We start from the raw sequence: 22,704 nt of genomic DNA on the forward strand, positions 1-22,704 counted from the left end.
ACCTGATCATGGCGGGGCCTCCCTCAGCAGGTCGCCCACCGGAACGGGCAGGGCGGCCCGCGCCGTCAGCTCCTCCGGAGCCGGCCACTCCGGTCGGACGGTGCAGCCCTCCGGCGACGCCTCGATGACCACCACCAGCCGCCACTCCCAGCCGCGCTCCGGCTCCCGAGCCGCGAGCACGCCCGCCGGCAGGGGCGTGGGCAGGCGGCACCACCACCGCCGGTCCAGGCCGGCCAGCCCGCGCTCGACCAGCAGGGCCACCGCCGCCCCGCGGTCCCGGGCCGGCCCCAGCGCGGACCCGACCAGCGAGGTCGGGACGACGCGGCCGTCGCCGTCCGGCACGAGGTAGCCCACGTGCTCGGTGTCGGACGGGCGGGTCACCGGGGTCCAGGAGGTCGGGATCACCGCAGAGGAGTAGCAGGCCTGCCGCCGGTCGCTCACCCGGTTTTCCGGACCGGGTGCAGCCACGGCGGTCCGGGCCGTGCTTTACTCGTCGGCGATGACCGCCGTCCGCTCGATCATTATCGCCTAGCGCGCAGTCCGTTCCCGACTGCGCGCAGACCTCCCGTACCCGGGGGGTCTTTTTGTTTGCCGGGAACATCCTCCCCGCCCCCAGGAGCTCCTCGTGGCCACCGATCTCGACTTCCACGTCTTCGACACCACCCTGCGCGACGGCGCCCAGCGCGAGGGGGTCAGCTACTCGGTAGCCGACAAGCTCGCCGTCGCCCGGTTGCTGGACGAGATCGGCGTCGGTTTCATCGAGGGCGGCTGGCCCGGCGCCCTGCCGAAGGACACGGAGTTCTTCGCCCGTGCCCGCACCGAGCTCAAGCTGCGGCACGCCCAGCTGGTCGCCTTCGGGTCCACCCGCAAGGCCGGCGTCCGCGTCGAGGACGACCCCCAGGTGAAGGCGCTGCTGGATGCCGAGACGCCGGTCGTGTGCCTGGTCGCCAAGTCCGACGTCCGGCACGTGCGCGAGGCCCTGCGGACGACGCTCGAGGAGAACCTCGCGATGGTCGCCGACACCGTCGCGTTCTTCGTCGGCCACGGCCGGCGGGTGTTCCTCGACTGCGAGCACTTCTTCGACGGCTACAAGGCCGACCGCGAGTACGGCGTGCGCGTCCTGGAGGCCGCGTTCGGGGCCGGTGCCGAGGTCGGCGTCATGTGCGACACCAACGGCGGCATGCTGCCGATGGAGGTCGGCCGCATCGTCGCCGACGTCCGCTCCCGGGTCAGCGGCAAGCTCGGCATCCACTGCCAGGACGACACCGGCTGCGCCGTGGCCAACAGCCTGGCCGCCGTCGAGGCCGGCGTGACCCACGTCCAGGGGACGGCGAACGGCTACGGCGAGCGCGCCGGCAACGCCGACACGTTCTCCCTCATCGGCAACCTGGTGACCAAGATGGGACTGCCGGTGGTGCCCGCCGAGTGCCTGCCCGAGCTGCAGCGGGTCAGCCACGCGATCGCCGAGCTGGCCAACATCGCCCCCAACGACCACCAGCCCTTCGTCGGCGCCTCCGCGTTCGCACACAAGGCCGGCCTGCACGCCAGCGCCATCAAGGTGCGCCCGGAGCTCTACAACCACCTCGACCCGGCCGTCGTCGGCAACGACATGCGCATCCTGGTCACCGAGATGGCCGGCCGCGCCTCGGTCGAGCTCAAGGGCCGCGAGCTCGGCGTCGACCTCGACGGGCACGCCGACGTCATCGGGAAGGTCGTCGACCAGGTCAAGGTCCTCGAGGCCGACGGCTGGTCGTTCGAGGCGGCCGACGCCTCCTTCGAGCTGCTCCTGCGCGCCGCCCTGCCGGACGCCCCCGAGCCGCTGTTCGAGCTGGAGAGCTACAAGACCTCGGTGGAGCACTGGGGCAACGGCGTCGTCGTCAGCGAGGCGACGGTGAAGGTGCACGTCGACGGCGAGCGGATCATCAGCACGGCCGAGGGCAACGGCCCGGTCAACGCCCTCGACAACGCGCTGCGTCAGGCCCTGGTCAACCGCTACCCGCAGCTGGCCGGCGTTTCCCTGGCCGACTACAAGGTGCGCATCCTCGGCTGGAAGAGTGGCACCGGCGCGACCACGCGGGTGCTCATCGACACCACGGACGGCGTGGGGGAGTGGACCACCGTCGGCGTCCACTCGAACATCGTCGAGGCCTCCTGGCACGCCCTCGTCGACGCGCTGACCTACGCCGTCCGCCACCGCTCGCCAGTGGTCAGCCCGGCGAGCTGACACCTAGGCCGTCCCGCGGCGGAGGTCCTCCTCGATCTCCCGCACCGTCGCCAGCAGCGGCGGCAGGAGATCGGCCCGGATGGCCTCCGGGGTGCTCCGCCGCGCGGACGCCGAGACGTTCATCGCCGCGACCACCTGCCCGTCGCCGTCGTGGACCGGAACGGCGATCGAGCGCAGCCCTTCCTCAAGCTCCTGGTCGACCAGGGCCCAGCCGGCGGCGGCCACCTCGGCGAGGACCGCGCGCAGCCGTGCCGGGTCGGTCACCGTGAACGGGGTCAGCGGCTCCAGCCGGACGGCGTCCAGATAGGCCTCCCGCGCGTCCTCGGGGAGCGCGGCCAGCAGCACGCGCCCCATCGACGTGGCGTAGGCCGGGAACCGGGTCCCCACGCTGATCGCCACGGTCATGATCCGCACGGTCGGCACGCGTGCGATGTAGACGATGTCCTCGCCGTCGAGCACCGAGATGGAACAGGACTCGTGCACCGTCGCGGTCAGCGCCTCCATGTGCGGCTGGGCGACGTCCGGCAGCGTCATGCTCGAGAGGTAGGCGTAGCCCAGCTCGAGGACCCGCGGCCGCAGCGAGAACAGCCGCCCGTCGGTGCGCACGTACCCCAGCTCGACCAGGGTGAGCAGGAAGCGGCGGGCCGCCGCGCGGGGCAGCCCGGTCTGCCGCGCGACGTCGCTCAGCGTCAGCCGCGGATGGCTGCGGTCGAACGCGCGGATCACCGCGAGCCCGCGCTCCAGGGACTGCACGTACGCCGCCCGCCGCTCCCCGACGTCGTCAGGTGACGGTTGGATATCGGGCGTTGACGTGACGATGGTCACACTCTTACGTTCCCATACGTTCTCTTGGTGAACGGCCGTGCGCGATGCGCACATGGATTGTCGCGACAAGATCCGCCTCCGTCCAGGGACAACTCCGCCATGCAGAGAGACCTCAGCCAGTTCCGTCGCTGCCGTGCGCCCGGCCGCCGTCGCGTCCCCGAGGGGGGACGGCGATGACGGCCACCGACGCCGCCACGGCCCGCGCGGGGGTCATGCCCGCCCGTCGCCGCCGTGACCTGTCCGGCTCGCTGCTGGGGCTGCTCGGTCTGGTGCTGTTCGCGCTGGTGCTGGAGCTGGTGCCGCGCAGCGGGCTGGTGTCGGAGGAGTTCTTCCCGCCGTTCTCCCGGATGGTCTCGACCCTCGTGGGCCAGTTCGGGGAGGCGTCGTTCTGGCAGGCGACCTGGGACACGGTGCGCACCTGGGCGGTGGGGTTCGCGATCGCGCTTGTCGCCGGCATCGGGTTGGGGCTGCTGCTGGGGTCGGTCGAGGTGCTGCGCCGGCTGACCGCCTCGACGATCGAGTTCCTGCGGCCGGTGCCGTCGGTGGCGCTGATCCCGCTGGCGGTGCTGATCTTCGGGATCCGGGACATCTCCTCCACGGTGATGCTGGTGGTCTACGCCTCGTTCTGGCAGGTGCTGATCCAGGTGATCTACGGCGTGCACGACGTGGATCCGGTGGCCCGGGAGACCGCGCGGTCCTACCGGCTGGGGCCGGTGGCGCGGCTGCGCTGGCTGGTCTGGCCGACCGCGCTGCCGTATGTGATGACCGGGGTGCGGCTGGGGGCGGCGGTGGCGCTGATCCTGGCGGTGACGGGGGAGCTGATCATCGGCGGCGGCGTGGGGCTGGGCGCGGCGATCGCGAACGCGCAGTCCTCCGGCGCCGTCCCGCTGGTGTACGCGCTGGTGATCTTCACGGGACTCCTGGGCGTGGTGGTCAACCTGGGCGCCCGGTTCCTGGAACGCCGGGTGCTGGCCTGGCACACCTCGGTGCGCGCGGACCTGGCGGGCTGAGCGATGGGAGCGCGCTGGGCGAAGTCGGCGGGGTACGCCCTGGCCCTGCCCGTGCTGCTGCTGGTGGGCTGGTGGGTGCTCTCCGCGGACAGCCAGACCTACTACTGGCCGCCGCTGTCGACCATCCTCGAGCGGTTTCCCGACGTGTGGTTCGGTGCGCGGGTCGGCGATGACATCCTGCCCAGCGTCGGGCGGCTGCTGCTCGGCTACGCCGGCGCCGTGGTCCTCGGCGTCGGGCTGGGCGTGCTGCTGGGGGCGAACCGGACGCTGCGGCGGATCACCGAGCCGGTGCTGGAGTTCTTCCGGGCGATCCCGCCGCCGGTGCTGATCCCGATCCTGTTCCTCTTCGCCGGCATCGGCACCACCGCCAAGATCATCGTGATCATCTCCGGGGCGGTGTGGCCGGTGCTGCTCAACACCGTCGAGGGCGTCCGCGCGGTGGACGAGGTGCTCGCCGACACGAGCAGGTCCTACGGGATCACCGGGGTGGCCCGGTTGCGGTACCTGGTGCTGCCGGCCGCGTCGCCGCAGATCATCGCCGGGATGCGGCAGGCGTTGAGCATCTCGATCATCCTGATGGTGATCTCGGAGATGTTCGCCAGCTCCAACGGGCTGGGCTTCGCGATCGTGCAGTTCCAGCGCAGCTTCGCCATTCCGGAGATGTGGACCGGGATCCTGCTGCTCGGCCTGCTCGGCGTGGCGCTGTCGCTGTTGTTCGCCCTGTTCGAGCGGCGCACCCTGCGCTGGTATCGCGGCCTGCGCGCCGCCCAACGAGGAGAGAGATGAGTCAACCGGCCGGCGCGCTGCTCGACGTGGCGGGCGTGCAGAAGATCTACACCGGCGCCGGGCGCACGGTGGAGGCGGTCCGCGATCTGACCTTCGCCGTCGGCGAGGGGGAGCTGGTGTGCATCGTCGGCCCGTCCGGCGCGGGCAAGACCACGCTGCTGAAGATCATCGCCGGGCTGCTCGCGCCGACGAAGGGGCGCGTGACGCTGGCCGGGCAGCCGGTGAGCAGGCCGCCGGAGGCGATGGCCGTCGTGTTCCAGGAGTACGGCCGCTCGCTCTTTCCGTGGCTGACCGTGGCGGGCAACGTCGAGCTGCCGTTGAAGCAGAAGAAGCTGCCCAGGGCGCGGCGCCGGGAGCTGGTGGCCGAGGCGCTGGAGGCGGTGGGGCTGGCCGAGGCGCACGGTGCCTACCCGTGGCAGCTCTCCGGCGGCATGCAGCAGCGGGTGGCGATCGCCCGCGCGGTGGCCTACCAGCCACGGGTGCTGCTGATGGACGAGCCGTTCGCCGCCGTCGACGCGCAGACCCGCGCCGATCTGGAGGACCTGATCCGCAACCTGTGGCACCGCCTGGGCGTGACGATCTTGTTCGTCACCCACGACATCGACGAATCGGTCTACCTCGGCCAGCGCGTCCTCGTGCTGTCGAGTTCGCCGACGGTGGTGATGGAGGACCTCACCATCGACCTGCCCGACGAGCGCAACCAGCTCGAGACCCGCTCCTCCCGGCACTTCGCCGAGCTCCGCGCCCACGTCTACGAGCAGATCCAGCTGGCCAAGCACCGCCGCGGCGGCGACCCCGCCGACGCCGGGGCCTACGACGCCTCGGAGACCGCGGCCGGCCAGGGGAGGTGAGCGCCGCGCAGCCGACCGACCCGTCCCGCACACCCGACACCGGCAAGGGAGCCACCATGCGTCGTCGTCTGCTGACCTCGGTCGCCGTCCTGGCGGTCCTGACCACCGCCGCCTGCGGTTCGGACGACGGCGGCGGCTCGTCCTCGGGCGAGGACGGCGGCACCACGGCGCTCACGGTCGGTGTCATCCCGATCGTCGACGTCGCGCCCATCTACCTCGGCCAGGAGCAGGGCTTCTTCGAGGACCACGACATCGACCTCACACTGGTGCAGGAGTCCGGCGGCGCGGCCGCGGTGCCCGGTGTGGTGGCCGGCGACTTCGAGTTCAGCTTCGGCAACGTCACCTCGATCCTGCTGGCCGGCTCGCAGAACCTCCCGCTGCGCATCGTCGCCGAGGGGAACTCGTCGACCGGGGACCCGGAGAACGACTTCTCCTACGTCGTCGTCGCGCCGGACAGCCCCATCCAGACGGCGGCCGACCTGGCCGGCAAGACGGTGTCGGTGAACAACCTCAAGAACATCGGCGAGGTGACCATCCGCAAGGTGGTGGAGGACGCCGGCGGCGACCCCGACAGCATCAACTTCGTCGAACTGGCCTTCCCCGACATGCCCGCCGCCGTCCTGAACGGCGACGTCGACGCCGCCTGGGTGGTCGAGCCGTTCGTCACCGCGGCGACCTCGCAGGGCGCCCGCAAGGTCGTGGCCAACTTCGCCGAGGCGGTCGACGACCTCACGGTGGCCACGTACTTCACCACCGAGCAGTACATCCAGCAGAACCCGGACGTCGTGGACGACTTCCAGGCCGCGATCCAGGAGTCGCTGCAGTACGCGAACGACAACCCCGACGAGGTCCGCCGCATCGTCACGACCTACACGCAGATCGCCCCCGAGGTCGCCGAGCAGATGGCGCTGCCGGCGTTCCCGCAGGACGTGAACGTGGACTCGCTGGAGTCGGTGGCCGACCTGATGCAGCAGTACGGCGTCACCGAGGACGCCGTCGACGTCTCGTCCCTGCTCGCGACGGACTGACGGGGCCGCCCCATGACCGACCCCTCGCCGGGGACGGCGCCGACCGTCCGGGACGCCACGCTGGAGGAGTTCCGGCGGCTGGGCCTGACGACGATCTTCGCCAACCCCGGCTCGACCGAGGTGCCCCTCCTGGCCGGGCTCCCGGAGGACATCGGGTTCGTGCTGGCCCTGCACGAGGGGTCGGTCGTGGGCATCGCGACCGGCTGGGCGATCGCGAACGAGCGCCCGGCCCTGGTCAACCTGCACACCACCGCGGGGCTGGGCAATGCGGTCGGGGCCCTGGCCACCGCCCGGGTCAACCGCGCGCCGCTGGTCGTGCTGGTCGGCCAGCAGGACCGTCGGCACCTGGCCCTCGAGCCGTTCCTCACCGGACGGCTCGAGGGGCTGGCCGGCGACTACCCGGTCCGGGTCGACCAGCCGCTGACCGCCCAGGACGTGCCCGGTGCGGTCGGGCGCGCCTACCAGGAGGCGCTCACGCACCGCGGCCCGGCGCTCGTGCTCGTCCCGATGGACGACTGGGCGCAGCCCATGACCGGCGGCCCGCCGGCCGCGCCCCGCGCGGTCCGGCGTCCGGCCGGCGTGGACGAGGCGACCGTCGCCGAGGTCGCCGACGTGCTCGACGGCGCGCGGGCGCCGCTGCTGGTCGTGGGTGCGGGCGCCGACACGGCCGGCACCCGCGCCGCGCTGGTCGCACTCGCCGAGAAGCTCGACGCGCCGGTGCGGCAGGAGGCCTTCGGGGCCCGCGCCGGCTTCCCGCAGGACCACCCGAACTACGCCGGCCTGCTGCCTGCCGGCCGCGGCCGGCTGCGCGGGGTGCTGGCGCCGCACGACGTCGTCCTCGTCGTCGGCGCGCCGGTCTTCCGGCAGTACCCGTTCGAGCCCGGGCCGTTCGCCGAGGACGGCGTCCGGATCGTCGAGGTCAGCCAGGACCCCGCCGAGGTGCACCGCAGCCCCGCCGACCTCGCCGTGCTCACCGATCCGCGGGTGTTCTGCGCCGCCCTCGCCGAGCGGGTGACGCCGCGGGCGCCCTCCGGCCGGCCCCCGCGGGTGGTGCCGAGGATCCCGCCGCCCGGTCCGGGGGAGCCGCTGCGCGCGCCGCACGTGTACGCGCTGCTCGCCGAGCGCACCGACCGCGACACGGTGATCGTCGAGGAGACGCCGTCCACCCGGCAGGTGCTGGAGGAGACGGTGCCGGCCCGCGAGCCGCTGGGCTTCCTGTCCGCCGCGATGGGTGGGCTCGGCTTCGGCCTGCCGGCCGCGATCGGCGTGCGGATGGCGCAGCCGAACCGGCCGGTCGTCGCGGTCCTCGGCGACGGCTCGTCGCTGTACGCCGTCCAGGCGCTGTGGACGGCGGCGAACTACGGCGTCGGCACGCTGTTCGTCGTCCTGGCCAACGGCGGCTACGCGATCATGGACAAGCTCGCCGAGCGCACCGGGAAGAAGGCGCCGTGGCCCGGCTTCCCCGAGGTGCGGCTCTCCGCGCTCGCCACCGCGCTGGGCTGCCCGGCCCGCCGCATCCGCACCCACGACGAGCTGCTCGAGGCGCTGGACGACGTCCTGCCCCGGCTGCGCACGATGGACGCCCCGCTGCTGCTCGACATCGACGTGACGCCGGAGCCCGAGTTCAACCCGTGACCGGCTCCACCCGGCTCCGCAGCAGGCAGAAGGCGTTGCCCTCCGGGTCGGCGAGCACGTGCCAGGACTCCGCGCCGGTCTGGCCCACGTCGGCCGGGGTCGCCCCCAGCTCCAGCAGCCGGGCCAGCTCGGCCTCCTGATCGCGGTCGGTGGCGGAGAGGTCGATGTGCAGCCGCGCCTTGCCCGGCGTCGGGTCGGGCACCGGCGCGAACACGAGCGTGGGCGCCGCCCCGCCGAAGCCGGCCTCCGGCCCGATCTCGACGGCGCCGTCCTCGTCGCGGGACAGGACGCGGTAGCCGAGCACCGCGGCCCACCAGGCGGCCAGCGCCTCCGCGTCGCGGCAGTCGATCACCAGCTCGGTGAACCGGCAGGCCACGCGCGGCCCTCAGCCGCGCGGCTGGATCTCGCCCATGGGCCCCCAGCCGCTGACGTCGGGGGCGTCCACGTAGATGATCTGCGGCTGCGCGGCCACCAGGTCGGGAGCCTCGTCGACGAACCGCTTGAAGTGGTCGGTCCCGGTGTGCGCGGCCCCGGCGGCCGCGTCCCGGAAGCCCTCCACGCACACGAACGTGTCGGGCTCGTCCAGGCTGCGCGACCACTCGAAGAAGAGGCTGCCCTCCTCGGCGTTCACCGCGCCGGCGTAGTCGCCGGCCAGCGCCGTCCACTCGCCGGCCCGCTCCGGCCGGACGGGGAACTTGACCACGATGAGGATCATGGGCCGACCGTAGCCCGGAGCGGGCCGGGGCATCCACCGCCGGCCGACTAGCCTCGACGCCGTGCGCATCGTCCGCTTCGCGAGCCCTCAAGGCATGTCCTTCGGCGTCCTCGACGGGGACGGTCACGTCGCCCAGATCGAGGGTCACCCGTTCGGCCAGATCTCCTTCACCGGCGCCCGCTACGCCCAGGCCGACGTCCGGCTGCTCTCGCCGATCCTGCCGAGCAAGGTCGTCTGCGTCGGCAAGAACTACGCCGAGCACGTGAAGGAGATGAACACCGGCGACGCGCCCAAGGAGCCGCTGCTGTTCCTCAAGCCCTCGACCTCGGTGATCGGCCCGGGCGACGCCATCCGCATCCCGCCGGGCAGCACCAACGTCCACCACGAGGCCGAGCTCGCCGTCGTCATCGGCGCCCGCGGCGCCCGCCACGTCCGCCCGGACCAGGTGGCGGCCAGCATCTTCGGCTACACGATCGGCAACGACGTCACCGAGCGGGACATGCAGAAGAGCGACGGGCAGTGGACCCGCGCCAAGGGCTTCGACTCGTTCTGCCCGATCGGCCCGTGGATCGAGACCGACCTGGCCGGCCTGGGCAAGGACCCGGCGGACCTCGAGGTCACCTGCACCGTGGACGGCGAGTTGCGCCAGTCCGGGCGCACCAGCCAGCTGCTCTTCGACGTCCCGACGCTGATCTCCTACATCTCCGACGTCATGACCCTGCTGCCCGGCGACGTCGTCCTCACCGGCACCCCGAGCGGCGTCGGGCCGATGCGGGCCGGCCAGCGCGTCGACGTCACGATCGAGGGCCTGGGCACCCTCTCCAACCCGGTCGCGGACGCCGACCGCACCTCCACCGCCGGCGGCGCGCGGTGAGCGTCACCCGCTTCTGCCCCTCGCCCACGGGCCTGGTGCACGTGGGCGCCATGCGGACGGCGCTGTTCAACTGGGCGCACGCGCGGCACACCGGCGGCACGTTCGTCTTCCGCATCGAGGACACCGACGCCGCCCGCGACACCGAGGAGTCCTACCGGCACCTGCTCGAGTGCATGCACTGGCTGGGGCTGGAGTGGGACGAGGGCCCCGAGATCGGCGGCCCGCACGGGCCCTACCGGCAGTCCGAGCGGCACGAGATCTACCGCGAGGTGGCCGCCAAGCTGCTCGAGGCCGGCCACGCCTACGAGTCGTTCTCCACCAACGAGGAGGTCGAGGCCCGCCGGCTGGCCGCGGGCCAGGACCCGAAGCTCGGCTACGACAACGCCGACCGGTTCACCACCGACGCGCAGAAGCAGGCGTTCCGGGAAGAGGGCCGGCTGCCCGTGCTGCGGCTGGCGATGCCGGACACCGACCTCGCCTGGGACGACCTGGTGCGCGGCGAGGTCCGCTTCGCTGCCGGATCGGTGCCGGACTTCGTGCTGCTGCGCGGCAACGGCGTGCCGCTCTACCCGTTCACCAACCCGGTGGACGACGCGCTGATGGGCATCACCGACGTGCTGCGCGGCGAGGACCTGCTGCCCTCCACCCCGCGGCAGATCGCGCTGTACCAGGCCCTCACCGACGTCGGCGTCGCCAAGGGGACGCCGCGGTTCGCGCACCTGCCCCTCGTGTTCGGCGAGGGCAACAAGAAGCTGTCCAAGCGCGACCCCCAGTCGAACTTCGACGTCTACCGCGAGCGTGGCTTCCTGCCCGAGGGGCTGATCAACTACCTGGCGCTGCTCGGCTGGGCCATCGCCGACGACCGCGACGTCTTCTCTCCCGAGGAGATGATCGAGGCGTTCGACGTGACCCGGGTCAGCGCCAACCCGGCGCGGTTCGACCTGAAGAAGGCCGAGGCCATCAACGCCACGCACCTGCGCGCGCTGCCGCTGGTGGGGTTCGTGGAGCGGGTGATCCCGTTCCTGGCCGCGGCCGGGCTGGTCGCCGAGCCGCCGACGGACGAGCAGCGCCGGGTGCTCGAGACGATCGCCCCGCTCGCCCAGGAGCGCATGGTCGTGCTCTCCGACGCCGTCGGGCTGCTCTCCTTCCTCTTCACCGAGGACGTCGAGATCGACCCCGCGGCCGCCGACAAGCAGCTGGCCGGCGACGGCGCGGGGGAGGTCCTGGACGCGGCGTCGGCGGCGCTGGCCGGCCTGGACACCTGGGCCACCGGGGCGATCGAGGAGGCCCTCAAGACCGCGCTGGTCGACGGCCTCGGGCGCAAGCCCCGCCAGGCCTTCGGGCCGGTGCGGGTCGCGGTCAGCGGCCGGACGGTCTCCCCGCCGCTGTACGAGTCGATCGAGCTGCTCGGCCGCGAGCGCACCCTCGCCCGCCTGGACCGGGCCCGCCGGCTGGCCGGCTGAGCGGGGCCCGATGACCGCCCCTGAGCACGAGCCCTACACCGGGCCGCCGCCGACTGGGCCGTACGGCGCACCGCCGGTCGTCCCCGGCGCGGCCCCGGCGCCCTGGACGGGCGGCTATCCGGCGCCGCCGGGACCGTGGGCCCAGCCGCCCTGGGGCACGGCGCCGTGGCCGACCGCGCCGTGGCCCGGGCCGCCGGCGCCGTGGATGCAGGCACCCGCGCCGTGGCCGTCCGGGCCGCCGGCGCCGTGGATGCAGGCACCCGCGCCGTGGCCGTCCGGGCCGCCGATCCGCTGGCAGCCACCCCCGGGGACGCCGCCGCACGACGTCCCCCGGCCGTTCCTGCAGGTCATGCGCTCGCGGGACTGGCGCTGGTGGCGCCCGCTGCTCGGGCTGGTGCTGTTCGGCGTCGTCTTCTCGGTGGCCGACGTCATCGTCGTCCTGGTGGCCCTGCTGACCGCCGTGGGGCCCGACCTGGCGCTGCAGAACCTGACCGACCCGGTCACCCTGCTGGTCACCAACCTGACGCTGATCGTGGCCATCCCGACCGTCTGGCTGGCCTGGGCGGTGGCGCACGGGATGCGGATCGGCTGGTCATCGTCCGTGCTGGCCCGGCTGCGACGGCGGCTGTTCCTGCCGCTGACCCTGCGGGCGCTGGCGACCCTGGGCGTGGGGCTCGCGCTCAGCGTGGGCGTCGCCGTGGCCCTCGACCCGGGAGCGGTCACCGGGCCGATCCCCGGCTACGGCTGGCTGCTCCTGGTCGTGTTTCTCACCACACCGCTGCAGTCGGCCGCGGAGGAGTACCTCTTCCGCGGCTACCTCAGCCAGGCGATCGCCGGCTGGATCCGCGCGCCCCGTGCGGGGGCGGTCGTGGCCGCCGTGGTCACCGCCGCGCTGTTCTCCCTGGCCCACATCCCCCCGGATCTCCTGACCTTCCTCGACCGGTTCGGATTCGGCCTCGCCGCGTCGGCGGTGGTGTGGCTGACCGGCGGCCTGGAGGCGGCCATCGTGCTGCACGCGGTCAACAACGTGCTGGTCTTCGTGCTGGCGGGCGCCCTCGGCGAGGCGGTCGCGACCGAGGACGTCTCGGGTCCCGGCGTGCTCGCGGTGCTCGTCGACATGCTCGCCATGGCCGCCTACGTGGCCGCCGTCGCCCTCCTCCGGCGGCGGCTGCGGCCCGAGACGGTCACGGCCGCTCTGGACCTGCGCCCGCCCACTCCGCCTGTCGCTGGTCCTGGTCCGGCGGGGCCCGCGGGCCCGGTGCCGGGACAGCCGCAGCCCGCCGCGCCCTGGGGGCGGTGACCGCCGGTCCGGAACCGTCAGGTATGGTCTGTTCCTGGCGCCGCGAGGTGCCGCGCCACCCTTGGGGTATGGGGTAATTGGCAGCCCGACGGATTCTGGCTCCGTTAGTCTAGGTTCGAGTCCTGGTACCCCAGCGAGGAAGCCTGGTTCCTCTTGCAGTACCGCACGGCCCCGTCGTCTAGCGGCCCAGGACGCCGCCCTCTCACGGCGGTAGCGAGGGTTCGAATCCCTTCGGGGCTACGCACCGCGAGCGCCCCCGGCCGATCCGGCCGGGGGCGCTCGTGCGTTCGCCGGCCGGGCCCGGTGGCACGGGCCGGCCGCTGGCGTGGCAGGATCGGTGCCGCCGCACGGCCCCGTCGTCTAGCGGCCCAGGACGCCGCCCTCTCAAGGCGGTAGCGGGGGTTCGAATCCCCTCGGGGCTACTCATGGTGAACGGCTCCCGGCCACCGGCCGGGAGCTCTTCCCTTTCGGGTGCACTCCCCGCCCCGAGTGGCCCATGATCCGAAACCGGGGATAGCGTTCCGTGGGCCGAGACCCGGCCCCTCGTGGACGCGGAGGTCGGTCAGCGGTGATCCGGACGAGTCGTCGGCTGGCCGACGGCCGGGAGATTCTCTACTACGACGAGGACGGTTCGCCCGGGCCCCGGGACGCCGTCGACACCCGCGACCTCCCGCCGGTCAGCACCCGCTCCCAGCTGCGCTACGACGCCCTGCTCGGCGAGTGGGTCGCGATCGCCTCGCACCGGCAGTCGCGCACGTTCCTGCCGCCGGCCGACGAGTGCCCGCTCGACCCGTCGCGGCCGGGGCGGCCCACCGAGATCCCCGAGAGCGGCTACCAGGTCGTCGTCTTCGAGAACCGCTTCCCCTCGCTGGCGACCGCGGTCGAGCGCGACGTGCCGCCGTCCGCGCCCGGTGCGCCGCTGGCCGAGCTGCGCCCCGGCTTCGGCCGCTGCGAGGTCGTCTGCTTCACCGACGACCACGACCGCGTCTTCGCCGAGCTCGGCCCCCGGCGGGCCCGTCTCGTGGTCGACGTCTGGGCCGACCGCACCGAGGCGATGAGCGCCGTCGACGGCATCGAGTACGTCTTCCCGTTCGAGAACCACGGCGAGGAGATCGGCGTCACGCTCTCGCACCCGCACGGGCAGATCTACGGCTACCCGTACCTGCCGCCCCGGGCCGCGAAGATCCTCGAGTCGGTCCGGCGGTGCGAGGGCGACCTGTTCGCCCAGGTGGTGGAGAGCGAGCGGACCGGTCCGCGGGTGGTCTGCGCCAACGAGCACTGGACGGCGTTCGTCCCCGCCGCCGCCCGCTGGCCGTACGAGGTGCAGTTCTTCCCGACCCGGCGGGTGCCCGACCTGCCGGCGCTCGACGACGCCCAGCGGGATGCCTTCGTCGAGGTCTACCTCGACGTCCTTGGCCGCTTCGCACGCCGCTTCGACACCCCGATGCCCTACATCGCCGCTTGGAATCAGGCCCCGGTGCGCGAGGGCCGCGACGCGTGGTGGCTGCACCTGCAGCTGTTCTCGATCCGGCGGGCGCCGGGGAAGCTGAAGTACCTGGCCGGTTCCGAGTCGGGGATGGGCGCGTTCATCACCGACACCAACCCGGAGGACGTCGCCGAGCAGCTGCGCGCCGTAGTGGTGGGCGCGTGAGCGACGAGCAGGCGGCGGTTGCCCGGAACGCGTTCTCCGAGCGGTTCGGCACCGAGCCGGCGGGCGTGTGGGCGGCGCCGGGCCGGGTGAACGTGATCGGCGAGCACACCGACTACAACGGCGGCTTCGTGCTGCCCATGGCGCTGCCGCACACGACCCGCGCGGCGGTCGGGCCGCGCACCGACGGCGCGGTCGCCTTCGCCTCGCTGCAGCAGCCCGAGGACGTCGTCGTCCTGCCGCTCGCCGAGCTGACCCCCGGGCACCCGCGCGGGTGGGCCGGCTATCCCGCCGGGGTCGTGCACGAGCTGCGCGAGGCGGTGGCCGCGGCCGGCGGGCTCTCGGTGCTGGTCGACAGCGACGTCCCCGCCGGCGCGGGGCTCTCGTCGTCGGCCGCCCTGGAGTGCGCCGTCGCCCTCGCCGTGCGCGACCTCTGCGCGCCCGGGCTGACCGCGGCCGACCTGGTCGACGTCGCCCGGCGGGCCGAGAACGACTTCGTCGGGGCGCCGACCGGCATCCTCGACCAGTCGGCGTCGATGCTCTGCACGGCCGGGCATGCGCTGTTCCTCGACACCCGCGACCGCAGCAGCGAGCAGGTGCCCTTCGACCTGGCCGCCGCCGGGCTGGCGCTGCTGGTCGTGGACACCGGCCAGACCCACGAGCACGCCGGCGGCGGGTACGGCGACCGCCGCCGGGAGTGCGAGGAGGCGGCGGCCCGGCTCGGGGTCGGGCTGCTGCGCGAGGTGCCTGACGTCGCCGCGCTCGCCGTCCTGGCCGACGGCACGCCCGACGGCGCGGTGCTGCAGCGGCGGGCCCGGCACATCGTCACGGAGAACGCGCGCGTGCTCGAGGTGGTCGCGGCGCTGCAGGGTTCGGGCGACGTGCGGGTGATCGGGCCGGTCCTCACCGCCGGCCACGAGTCCCTGCGCGACGACTTCGAGATCTCGACCGCGCTGCTCGACGCCGTCGTCGAGGCCTCGCTGGCAGCCGGCGCGTACGGCGCCCGGATGGTCGGCGGCGGGTTCGGCGGCAGCGCCATCGTCCTGCTCGACGCCGACCGCGTGGAGGCTGTGGCCGCTGCCGTCACCGACCGGTTCGACCGCGAGGGGGCGCCGCCGCCCCGCACGTTCGTCGCCGTCCCCTCCGCGGGTGCCCGGCGGATCGCATGACGCCCGAGTGGGCTTTCGGTACCGAAAGCCCGCTCAGGTCTCGAGGACGGTGACGGGGACCCGCTGGACGAGGTTGTTCGCCATGCCCTGGCGGTTCCACTCCTGCTCGACCGGCTGGGTGTCCCCGGCCTCGTCGGTGGCCCGGGCGAGCAGCTCGGCGCGGCCAGGGGTCGCCGTCCACTCGTAGCTCCACGCCCGCCAGGTGTAGGGGTGCTCGGGGTCGGCGGGCGCCAGGACGGCGTCGTCCCACGTGGCGCCGCCGTCGGTGCTCACCTCGACCCGGGTGACCGGCGCGTGCCCGGACCACGCACGCCCCGACAGCTCGACGGTGCCGGGGTGCACGAAGCGCTCCCGTGTCATGAAGTCCGGCCAGCCCGGCGGGGTGACCAGCGCGCGGGGCCGGATGCGGGTGACCGGCTCGCCGTCCTCGTGCGCGTCGACCTTCAGGCGGTAGGCGGTGGCGTTCTGGAAACCGTCGAAGGGCCGCTCGAGGACGTCGATCCGCCGCAGCCACTTGACGTGGGCCATGCCGTACCAGCCGGGGATGATCAGCCGCAGCGGGGCGCCGTGCTGCGGCGGCAGGGCGGCGCCGTTCATGCCCCACACCAGCAGGGCGTCGGGGCGCAGCGCCTCGGCCACCGGCAGGCCGCGGGCGTAGTCCTGCTCGACACCCCGCTCGACGCCGTGGTCGGCGCCGGTGAAGACGACGTCGACCGCGTCGGGGGAGAGGCCCGCCTCCTGCAGCAGCGGGGCCAGCGGCGTGCCGGTCCACTCGGCGGCGCCGACTGCCTCGAGCAGCCACGGCTGGCTGACCGGCCGCGGCTCGTAGCGCGCGCGGCCGTTGCCGGCGCACTCCAGCAGCACGTGCGCGGTGACCTGGGGGCGCCGCCGCAGCTCCGCGAGACCGAGGCTGACCGGCCGCTCGACCGCGCCGCCGATCTCCAGCCGCCAGGTGCCGGGGTCGACCGCCGGGATGTCGTAGTGGGTCAGCACGTAGTGCAGGCCCGGCGGGGTGACGTCGTAGCGGAGGGCCTCCAGGGGCATCCCGTGGTTGCGGGTGGCCAGGGCCAGCTCGTCGAGGCCGATGCCCTCACCCGGTTCGGCGATGCGCGCGCGGCCGGCGTGGGTCTCCGTGGCGGTCATGCCAGCAGTCTTCGCTGCCATCGCCGCCCCGTCACCCTCGGGCGAGGCGGGCACCGAGATTCGCCTGGCGGGTGTCATCGTCGTCGGGATCGGCTCGTCTCGCGCATCTCGGCGCGCAGCATGCGCGAGACTGCGACCGATGACCCACCGCCCCGGGATGGCCCGCTACCGGGCGGCGCGGGAGATGGCTGCGGCGGCATCCAGGACGGCGCCGATGACCTCGGGCGACGGACGGCGGCCCAGCCGCTCGACCGGGCCGGAGATGGAGACCGCGCCCAGCACGCCGCCGGACCCGTCGCGCACCGGCGCCGACAGCGACGCGACGCCGGCCTCGCGCTCGGCGATGCTGTGCGCCCAGCCGCGCCGGCGGACGTCGAGCAGCGTGCGCGCCGTGAAACTGGCCGAGGGCAGCAGCGGGGTGACCTCGTCGGCGGGGGCGAAGGCGAGCAGGGCGTGCGCCGCGGAGCCCGCGGTCAGCGGCAGCCGGGCGCCCACCGGCACGGTGTCGCGCAGCCCGTGCGCCCGCTCGGCGGCGGCGACGCAGACCCGCGAGGCGCCGTCCCGGACGTAGAACTGCGCGCTCTCGCCGCTCACGTCGCGGAGCGTCGCCAGGTGCCGCTCGGCCAGCTCGGCGAGGTCCGGGCCGCTGCGGGCGAGCTCGCGCAGCCCCGGCCCGGTCGCCCAGGCGCCGCTCTCGGTGCGCTCCACCAGCCGGTGGCCCTCGAGCGCGACGGCCAGCCGGTGCGCCGTCGCCCGCGGCAAGCCGGTGCGCGCGACCAGGTCGGCGAGCGATGCCGGCTCGTCGGCGACGGCGCGGAGGATGGCCACCGCTTTGTCCAGAACCGCGACGGGGTTAGGCTGTCCCACACAGCAATACTTGCATCCCACACAATGGGATCGCCAGTGAGATCCCCCGAGAGGACCAGTGCCGTGCCGAAGACCCTGGCGGAGAAGGTCTACGACGCCCACGTCGTGCGCAGTGCGGCCGGCGAGCCGGACCTGCTCTACATCGACCTGCACCTCGTGCACGAGGTGACCAGCCCGCAGGCGTTCGACGGCCTGCGCGCCGCCGGCCGCAAGGTCCGCCGTCCCGAGCTGACGATGGCGACCGAGGACCACAACGTCCCGACCCTGGACATCCTCAAGCCGATCGCCGACCCGATCAGCCGGGCCCAGGTGGAGGCGCTGCGCCAGAACGCCGCCGAGTTCGGCATCCGGCTCGCGCCCATGGGCGACCGCGACCAGGGCATCGTGCACGTGATCGGCCCGCAGCTCGGCCTCACCCAGCCGGGCACGACCATCGTCTGCGGCGACAGCCACACCTCGACCCACGGCGCGTTCGGCGCGCTGGCGTTCGGCATCGGGACCAGCGAGGTCGAGCACGTGCTGGCCACCCAGACCCTGCCCCAGTACCGGCCCAAGCAGATGGCGGTCACCGTCGACGGTGAGCTGCCCCCGGGCGTCTCGGCGAAGGACATCATCCTGGCCGTGATCGCCCAGATCGGCACCGGCGGCGGCCAGGGCCACGTCATCGAGTACCGCGGCAGCGCCATCGAGAAGCTCTCGATGGAGGCCCGGATGACCATCTGCAACATGTCGATCGAGGCCGGTGCCCGCGCCGGGCTGATCGCGCCCGACGAGACGACCTTCGAGTTCCTCCGGGGCCGCCCGCACGCTCCGCAGGGGGCGGACTGGGACGCCGCCGTCGAGTACTGGACGACCCTGCGCACCGACGAGGACGCCGTCTTCGACCGCGAGGTGCACCTCGACGCCGCCGCGCTGACGCCGTACGTCACCTGGGGCACCAACCCCGGCCAGGGCCTGCCGATCTCCGAGCGGGTGCCCGACCCGGCCGACTTCGCCGACGAGCACGACCGCCACGCTGCCGAGCAGGCGCTGGCCTACATGGGCCTGACCGCGGGCACCCCGCTGCGCGAGATCAAGGTCGACACCGTCTTCCTCGGCTCGTGCACCAACGGCCGGATCGAGGACCTGCGGGTCGCCGCCGAGCTGCTGCGCGGCAAGCGGATCGACGCGAACACCCGGATGCTCGTCGTCCCCGGCTCGGTCGGGGTCAAGGCGCAGGCCGAGGCCGAGGGCCTGGACCAGGTGTTCCTCGAGGCCGGCGCCGAGTGGCGCGGCGCGGGCTGCTCGATGTGCCTGGGCATGAACCCCGACCAGCTGCAGCCGGGGGAGCGCTCGGCGTCCACGAGCAACCGCAACTTCCAGGGCCGGCAGGGCAAGGGCGGGCGGACCCACCTGGTGTCCCCGGCCGTCGCCGCCGCCACGGCGCTGACCGGCCACCTGACCGCCCCCGCCGACCTCGAGACCGCTGGAGTTCCCGCCTGATGGACGCCTTCACCACCCACACCGGCACCGCGGCCCCGCTGCGGCGGACCAACGTCGACACCGACCAGATCATCCCGGCCGAGTACCTCAAGCGGATCACCCGCACGGGCTTCGAGGACGGCCTGTTCGTCGCGTGGCGGAAGAACGAGCCCGACTTCGTGCTCAACCAGCCGCAGTACGCGAACGCGTCGATCCTGGTCGCCGGGCCGGACTTCGGCACCGGCTCCTCCCGCGAGCACGCCGTCTGGGCGCTGCTCGACGGCGGGTTCCGCGCGGTGATCAGCTCGCGGTTCGCCGACATCTTCCGCAACAACTCGACCAAGTCGGGGTTGCTCACCGTGCTGCTGCCGCAGCCCGAGGTCGAGGCGCTGTGGACGGCGATCGAGGCGGACCCGGCCACCGAGGTGACCGTCGACCTGGTCGCCAAGGAGGTCCGCTACGCCGACCGGGTCGTCGGATTCGAGATCGACGACTACACCCGCTGGCGGCTGCTCGAGGGGCTGGACGACGTCGGCCTCACCGAGCGCCACGTCGCCGACATCGAGGCCTTCGAGGCGCAGCGCCCGTCCTGGATGCCGCAGGCGCTGCCCGCCCGCTGAGAAAAGGACCCCTCTGCCCCCCACCACTCGCAAGCTCGCGGCGGGACCCTGCAGAGGGGCCGTTCAGGCGCCGTTGAAGTCGCGGTAGTAGTCGGCGGTCAGCGCGCCGGGGCGCCCGCCGAGCGCCCAGGTGCTGCCCTTGGCGGACGGCGGGTACAGCCGGCCGGCGACACCTTCCCAGCGCACGCCGAGGGCCAGCAGCACCGACGGGATCGCCCCGCCCTGGCTGCAGAGCACCGTGACGCCCGGGCGGTTGCGCGGTGCGAGCAGCCGCTCGACGATCGCCAGCCCGGCCTGCGGGTCGTCGGAGAACTCCTCCTCGCCGAGCTCACGGCAGGGCAGGACGTCGAGGCCCAGCGCGTCGGCCAGCGGCGCCACCGTGTCCCGGCACCGGGTCCGTTCCGCCGACAGGACGGCGGTGGGCGCGAACAGCGGCAGCACCTCGGCGAGCCGCCGCGCCTGGCGGCGGCCCTTGGCGTCCAGCGGCCGCAGCTCGTCGGGGCCGTCCCACTCGGACTTGTCGCCGGCACTGCCGTGGCGGACCAGCAGCAGGGTCGGCGCCCGCGGGACGTCGTCCCGGCCCAGGTCGGCGACCACCGCGCGGTCGTGCTCGTGGGTGAGCAGCTGGTCGGCCTCGCCGGGCGGCAGCCAGCGCAGCTCGTCGACCTCGGAGTTGGGCTCGAACTCCCCGCCGACGGCCTGCATCAGCCAGTAGTCGACCTGCTTGTCGCCCTCGGGGACGGCGTACCGGGTGCGGAGGCTGCGCCGGCCGACGACGACGGCCAGGCCGGTCTCCTCACCGACCTCGCGCACGGCGGCGACCAGCGCGTGCTCGCCGGCGTCGAGCTTGCCCTTGGGCAGCGACCAGTCGTCGTACTTGGGCCGGTGCACGATCGCCGTCTCGACGACGCCGTCCGGGCTCGCCCGCCAGACCACGCCGCCCGCGGCGAGCACCGGCGTCTCAGCCGGCATGCTCACCGGCCCGCTCCATGAGCTCCGCCTGGTAGTCCCGCTCGCCGCCGCGCGTCCACGCCCCGTCGGCGCCCAGCTCCCAGCACCGCACACCGGGCGCCATCGCCTCGTCGAACATCGTCTGCAGCTGGGCCCGCGCCGGCTCCTCGCACACCTTGAGCAGCACTTCCACCCGCCGGTCGAGGTTGCGGTGCATGAGGTCGGCGCTGCCGATCCAGAACTCCGGCTCGCCGCCGTTGGCGAACGCCATCACGCGCGAGTGCTCGAGGAAGCGGCCGACGATCGAGCGCACCCGGACGCTCTCCGACAGCCCCGGCACCCCCGGGCGCAGCGCGCAGATCCCGCGGATGAGCAGCTCCACCGGGACGCCGGCGTTCGACGCCTCGTACAGCGCGTCGATGATCCGCTCGTCGACCAACGCGTTCATCTTGAACCGGATGCCCGCCGGCCGGCCCTCCTCCGCGTGCCGGATCTCGCGCCGGATCTTGTCGATCAGCCCGGCGCGGATGCCGCGCGGCGCCACCATGAGCGTCCGGTAGGCGGTCTGCCGGGAGTAGCCGGTCAGGGTGTTGAACAGGTCGGTGAGGTCGGCGCCCACGCGCGGGTCGGCGGTGAGGATGCCGAGGTCCTCGTAGATGCGCGCCGTCTTCGGGTTGTAGTTGCCGGTGCCGATGTGGCAGTACCGGCGCAGCACCCCGTGCTCGCGGCGCACCACCAGAGCGGTCTTGCAGTGCGTCTTCAGGCCCACCAGGCCGTAGACGACGTGGCAGCCGGCCCTCTCCAGCTCACGGGCCCAGCTGATGTTGGCCTCCTCGTCGAAGCGCGCCTTGATCTCGACGAGGACGACGACCTGCTTGCCCGCCTCGGCGGCGTCGACCAGCGCGTTGACGATCGGGGAGTCGCCGGAGGTGCGGTAGAGCGTCTGCTTGATCGCCAGCACGTTCGGGTCGGCGGCCGCCTGCTCGATGAAGCGCTGCACGCTGGTCGCGAACGAGTGGTACGGGTGGTGGACCAGCACGTCGCCCTCGCGCAGGGTGGCGAACACGCTCTTGGGCGTCTCGCCCTCCGACAGGCGCGGATGGGTGGCGGGGACGAACGGCTCGTCCTTGAGCTCCGGGCGGTCGAGGTCGTACAGGGCCCAGAGCGCGGCCAGGTCCAGCAGCCCGGGCACCTCGACGACGTCCTCCCGGCCGATCTCGAGCTCGGAGAGCAGCAGGTCGAGGATCTGCGGGTCCATCGTGTCGGTGACCTCGAGCCGCACCGCCGGGCCGAACCGGCGCCGGGCCAGCTCGCGCTCGAGGGCCTGCAGCAGGTCCTCGTCGCGGTCCTCCTCGACCTCGAGGTCGGCGTTGCGGGTGACCCGGAACAGGTGGTGGGCAAGCACCTCCAGACCGGGGAACAGCTGCGGCAGGTGCGCGGCGATGAGGTCCTCGAGGGGCAGGAACGTCGACCCGCCGCCCGTCGACCCGACCGGCACGAACCGTGGCACGTTGTTGGGCACCTTCACCCGCGCGAAGTGCGCCGACCCGCTCTCGGCGTCGCGCACCGAGACGGCGAGGTTGAGCGAGAGCCCGCTGATGTACGGGAAAGGGTGGGCCGGGTCGACCGCCAGTGGCGTGAGCACCGGGAACACCTGGTCGCGGAAGTACTCGCGCAGCCGCTTGGCCTCGGTGTCGGCGAGGTCCTCCCAGTGCACGATCCGGATGCCGGTCTCCTCGAGCCGGGGCGCCACGTCCTTGAGGAAGACGTTCGCGTGCCGGTGCACGAGGTCCTGGGTCCGCTCGGTCACGCGGGACAGCTGCTCGCGGATGGTCAGCCCGTCGGGGGAGCGGACGGTGAGCCCGGTGCTCTGCCGGCGCTTGAGCCCGGCGATGCGGACCATGAAGAACTCGTCGAGGTTGCTGGCGAAGATCGCGAGGAACTTCACCCGCTCCAGCAGGGGCAGGGTGTCGTCCTCGGCCAGCTCCAGGACACGAGCGTTGAAGTCCAGCCAGGACAGCTCGCGGTTGAGGAAGCGGTCGGCGGGCAGCGGCTGCTGCGCTGGTGCCGACCGGGCGGACGCCGTCTCGAGGGCCACGCCGTCATCGTGCCGTACCGAGGTGAACGGCGGTGG

General features: G+C 73.5%; 21 protein-coding genes and 3 tRNA genes. 16 read left to right on the forward strand and 8 right to left on the reverse strand.

All coding sequences use genetic code 11. The features are described 5' to 3' along the window. Positions 1-6: 6 nt before the first annotated feature. Positions 7-441: a hypothetical protein gene (locus ACWIYF_RS06485; RefSeq protein ID WP_448627300.1), complete on the reverse strand. Its 435-nt coding sequence runs from the start codon at positions 439-441 to the stop codon at positions 7-9. A 184-nt stretch (positions 442-625) separates the two neighbouring features. Between ACWIYF_RS06485 and cimA the strand changes: the two genes are divergently transcribed. Continuing rightward, positions 626-2,224, forward strand: a complete 1,599-nt coding sequence (gene cimA, locus ACWIYF_RS06490; protein WP_448627301.1) for a citramalate synthase — start codon at positions 626-628, stop codon at positions 2,222-2,224. 3 nt (positions 2,225-2,227) lie between these two features. Here cimA and ACWIYF_RS06495 read toward each other — a convergent pair whose 3' ends face one another. Beyond that, entirely contained in the window at positions 2,228-2,977 is a 750-nt protein-coding gene (locus ACWIYF_RS06495) for an IclR family transcriptional regulator (protein ID WP_448627302.1), read from the reverse strand. Between the two features lie 245 nt (positions 2,978-3,222). On the opposite strand from ACWIYF_RS06495, the gene ACWIYF_RS06500 reads away from it, so the two are divergent. From ACWIYF_RS06500 to ACWIYF_RS06520, 5 genes are read left to right on the forward strand one after another with little or no spacing between them, the layout of a single operon-like run. Continuing rightward, on the forward strand, positions 3,223-4,059 hold the full coding sequence (locus ACWIYF_RS06500) for an ABC transporter permease (RefSeq protein ID WP_448627303.1): 837 nt from the start codon (positions 3,223-3,225) through the stop codon (positions 4,057-4,059). Positions 4,060-4,062: 3 nt separating this feature from the next. Then, positions 4,063-4,845: an ABC transporter permease gene (locus ACWIYF_RS06505; protein WP_448627304.1), complete on the forward strand. Its 783-nt coding sequence runs from the start codon at positions 4,063-4,065 to the stop codon at positions 4,843-4,845. Further along, on the forward strand, positions 4,842-5,696 hold the full coding sequence (locus tag ACWIYF_RS06510) for an ABC transporter ATP-binding protein (RefSeq protein ID WP_448627305.1): 855 nt from the start codon (positions 4,842-4,844) through the stop codon (positions 5,694-5,696). The genes ACWIYF_RS06505 and ACWIYF_RS06510 overlap by 4 nt, the downstream gene beginning before the upstream one ends. A gap of 56 nt (positions 5,697-5,752) precedes the next feature. Then, on the forward strand, positions 5,753-6,724 hold the full coding sequence (locus ACWIYF_RS06515; RefSeq protein ID WP_448627306.1) for an ABC transporter substrate-binding protein: 972 nt from the start codon (positions 5,753-5,755) through the stop codon (positions 6,722-6,724). A gap of 12 nt (positions 6,725-6,736) precedes the next feature. Next, positions 6,737-8,359 (forward strand): thiamine pyrophosphate-dependent enzyme, encoded by a 1,623-nt coding sequence (locus tag ACWIYF_RS06520; protein WP_448627307.1) that lies wholly within the window; start codon positions 6,737-6,739, stop codon positions 8,357-8,359. On the opposite strand, the gene ACWIYF_RS06525 is transcribed toward ACWIYF_RS06520, so the two are convergent. Both ACWIYF_RS06525 and ACWIYF_RS06530 read right to left on the reverse strand, forming a co-directional pair. Beyond that, the gene (locus ACWIYF_RS06525) at positions 8,349-8,735 is read right to left on the reverse strand and encodes a VOC family protein (RefSeq protein WP_448627308.1); all 387 of its coding nucleotides are present in this window, start codon (positions 8,733-8,735) and stop codon (positions 8,349-8,351) included. The two genes, ACWIYF_RS06520 and ACWIYF_RS06525, sit on opposite strands and share 11 nt — an antisense overlap. Before the next feature lie 9 nt (positions 8,736-8,744). After that, positions 8,745-9,074 (reverse strand): putative quinol monooxygenase, encoded by a 330-nt coding sequence (locus ACWIYF_RS06530; RefSeq protein WP_448627309.1) that lies wholly within the window; start codon positions 9,072-9,074, stop codon positions 8,745-8,747. 61 nt (positions 9,075-9,135) lie between these two features. Between ACWIYF_RS06530 and ACWIYF_RS06535 the strand changes: the two genes are divergently transcribed. The 8 genes from ACWIYF_RS06535 (at position 9,136) to galK (ending at position 15,528) form a co-directional block, all read left to right on the forward strand. Further along, complete coding sequence (locus ACWIYF_RS06535; RefSeq protein ID WP_448627310.1) at positions 9,136-9,948, forward strand: fumarylacetoacetate hydrolase family protein; 813 nt, start codon at positions 9,136-9,138, stop codon at positions 9,946-9,948. Next, a complete protein-coding gene (gltX, locus tag ACWIYF_RS06540; protein ID WP_448627311.1) occupies positions 9,945-11,411 on the forward strand; it encodes a glutamate--tRNA ligase in 1,467 nt (488 codons plus the stop codon). The genes ACWIYF_RS06535 and gltX overlap by 4 nt, the downstream gene beginning before the upstream one ends. Before the next feature lie 10 nt (positions 11,412-11,421). Beyond that, entirely contained in the window at positions 11,422-12,711 is a 1,290-nt protein-coding gene (locus tag ACWIYF_RS06545; RefSeq protein WP_448627312.1) for a CPBP family glutamic-type intramembrane protease, read from the forward strand. 62 nt (positions 12,712-12,773) lie between these two features. After that, a tRNA-Gln gene (locus ACWIYF_RS06550) sits at positions 12,774-12,845 on the forward strand. 33 nt (positions 12,846-12,878) lie between these two features. Then, a tRNA-Glu gene (locus tag ACWIYF_RS06555) sits at positions 12,879-12,951 on the forward strand. Positions 12,952-13,060: 109 nt separating this feature from the next. Further along, positions 13,061-13,133 (forward strand) — tRNA-Glu (locus ACWIYF_RS06560). Between the two features lie 146 nt (positions 13,134-13,279). Next, positions 13,280-14,362, forward strand: coding sequence for a galactose-1-phosphate uridylyltransferase (gene galT, locus ACWIYF_RS06565; protein WP_448627313.1), 1,083 nt, complete (start codon positions 13,280-13,282; stop codon positions 14,360-14,362). Then, entirely contained in the window at positions 14,359-15,528 is a 1,170-nt protein-coding gene (gene galK / locus ACWIYF_RS06570) for a galactokinase (RefSeq protein WP_448627314.1), read from the forward strand. The genes galT and galK overlap by 4 nt, the downstream gene beginning before the upstream one ends. 33 nt (positions 15,529-15,561) lie before the next feature. On the opposite strand, the gene ACWIYF_RS06575 is transcribed toward galK, so the two are convergent. Beyond that, positions 15,562-16,671 (reverse strand): sulfite oxidase, encoded by a 1,110-nt coding sequence (locus ACWIYF_RS06575; protein WP_448627315.1) that lies wholly within the window; start codon positions 16,669-16,671, stop codon positions 15,562-15,564. Between the two features lie 165 nt (positions 16,672-16,836). After that, positions 16,837-17,499 (reverse strand): IclR family transcriptional regulator, encoded by a 663-nt coding sequence (locus ACWIYF_RS06580; protein ID WP_448627316.1) that lies wholly within the window; start codon positions 17,497-17,499, stop codon positions 16,837-16,839. Positions 17,500-17,601: 102 nt separating this feature from the next. Here ACWIYF_RS06580 and leuC point away from each other — a divergent pair, with 102 nt between their 5' ends. Next, entirely contained in the window at positions 17,602-19,020 is a 1,419-nt protein-coding gene (leuC, locus tag ACWIYF_RS06585; protein ID WP_448627317.1) for a 3-isopropylmalate dehydratase large subunit, read from the forward strand. After that, positions 19,020-19,619, forward strand: a complete 600-nt coding sequence (leuD, locus tag ACWIYF_RS06590; protein WP_448627318.1) for a 3-isopropylmalate dehydratase small subunit — start codon at positions 19,020-19,022, stop codon at positions 19,617-19,619. Before leuC ends, leuD begins: the two co-directional genes overlap by 1 nt. A gap of 63 nt (positions 19,620-19,682) precedes the next feature. Here leuD and ACWIYF_RS06595 read toward each other — a convergent pair whose 3' ends face one another. Continuing rightward, the gene (locus tag ACWIYF_RS06595; RefSeq protein ID WP_448628728.1) at positions 19,683-20,591 is read right to left on the reverse strand and encodes an NUDIX hydrolase; all 909 of its coding nucleotides are present in this window, start codon (positions 20,589-20,591) and stop codon (positions 19,683-19,685) included. Next, a complete protein-coding gene (locus ACWIYF_RS06600; protein WP_448627319.1) occupies positions 20,581-22,668 on the reverse strand; it encodes an RNA degradosome polyphosphate kinase in 2,088 nt (695 codons plus the stop codon). The genes ACWIYF_RS06595 and ACWIYF_RS06600 overlap by 11 nt, the downstream gene beginning before the upstream one ends. Between the last annotated feature and the right edge of the window lie 36 nt (positions 22,669-22,704).

It is taken from the genome of Geodermatophilus sp. URMC 64 (assembly GCF_053502555.1).

Bases quoted from the DNA above. Each gene is read 5' to 3' on its own strand.
- ACWIYF_RS06505 (WP_448627304.1), top strand. From the start codon at position 4,063: ATGGGAGCGCGCTGGGCGAAGTCGGCGGGGTACGCCCTGGCCCTGCCC.
- ACWIYF_RS06520 (WP_448627307.1), top strand. From the start codon at position 6,737: ATGACCGACCCCTCGCCGGGGACGGCGCCGACCGTCCGGGACGCCACG.
- ACWIYF_RS06595 (WP_448628728.1), bottom strand. From the start codon at position 20,591: ATGCCGGCTGAGACGCCGGTGCTCGCCGCGGGCGGCGTGGTCTGGCGG.
- ACWIYF_RS06510 (WP_448627305.1), top strand. From the start codon at position 4,842: ATGAGTCAACCGGCCGGCGCGCTGCTCGACGTGGCGGGCGTGCAGAAG.
- ACWIYF_RS06545 (WP_448627312.1), top strand. From the start codon at position 11,422: ATGACCGCCCCTGAGCACGAGCCCTACACCGGGCCGCCGCCGACTGGG.
- ACWIYF_RS06500 (WP_448627303.1), top strand. From the start codon at position 3,223: ATGACGGCCACCGACGCCGCCACGGCCCGCGCGGGGGTCATGCCCGCC.
- ACWIYF_RS06530 (WP_448627309.1), bottom strand. From the start codon at position 9,074: ATGATCCTCATCGTGGTCAAGTTCCCCGTCCGGCCGGAGCGGGCCGGC.
- leuD (WP_448627318.1), top strand. From the start codon at position 19,020: ATGGACGCCTTCACCACCCACACCGGCACCGCGGCCCCGCTGCGGCGG.
- ACWIYF_RS06575 (WP_448627315.1), bottom strand. From the start codon at position 16,671: ATGACCGCCACGGAGACCCACGCCGGCCGCGCGCGCATCGCCGAACCG.
- ACWIYF_RS06515 (WP_448627306.1), top strand. From the start codon at position 5,753: ATGCGTCGTCGTCTGCTGACCTCGGTCGCCGTCCTGGCGGTCCTGACC.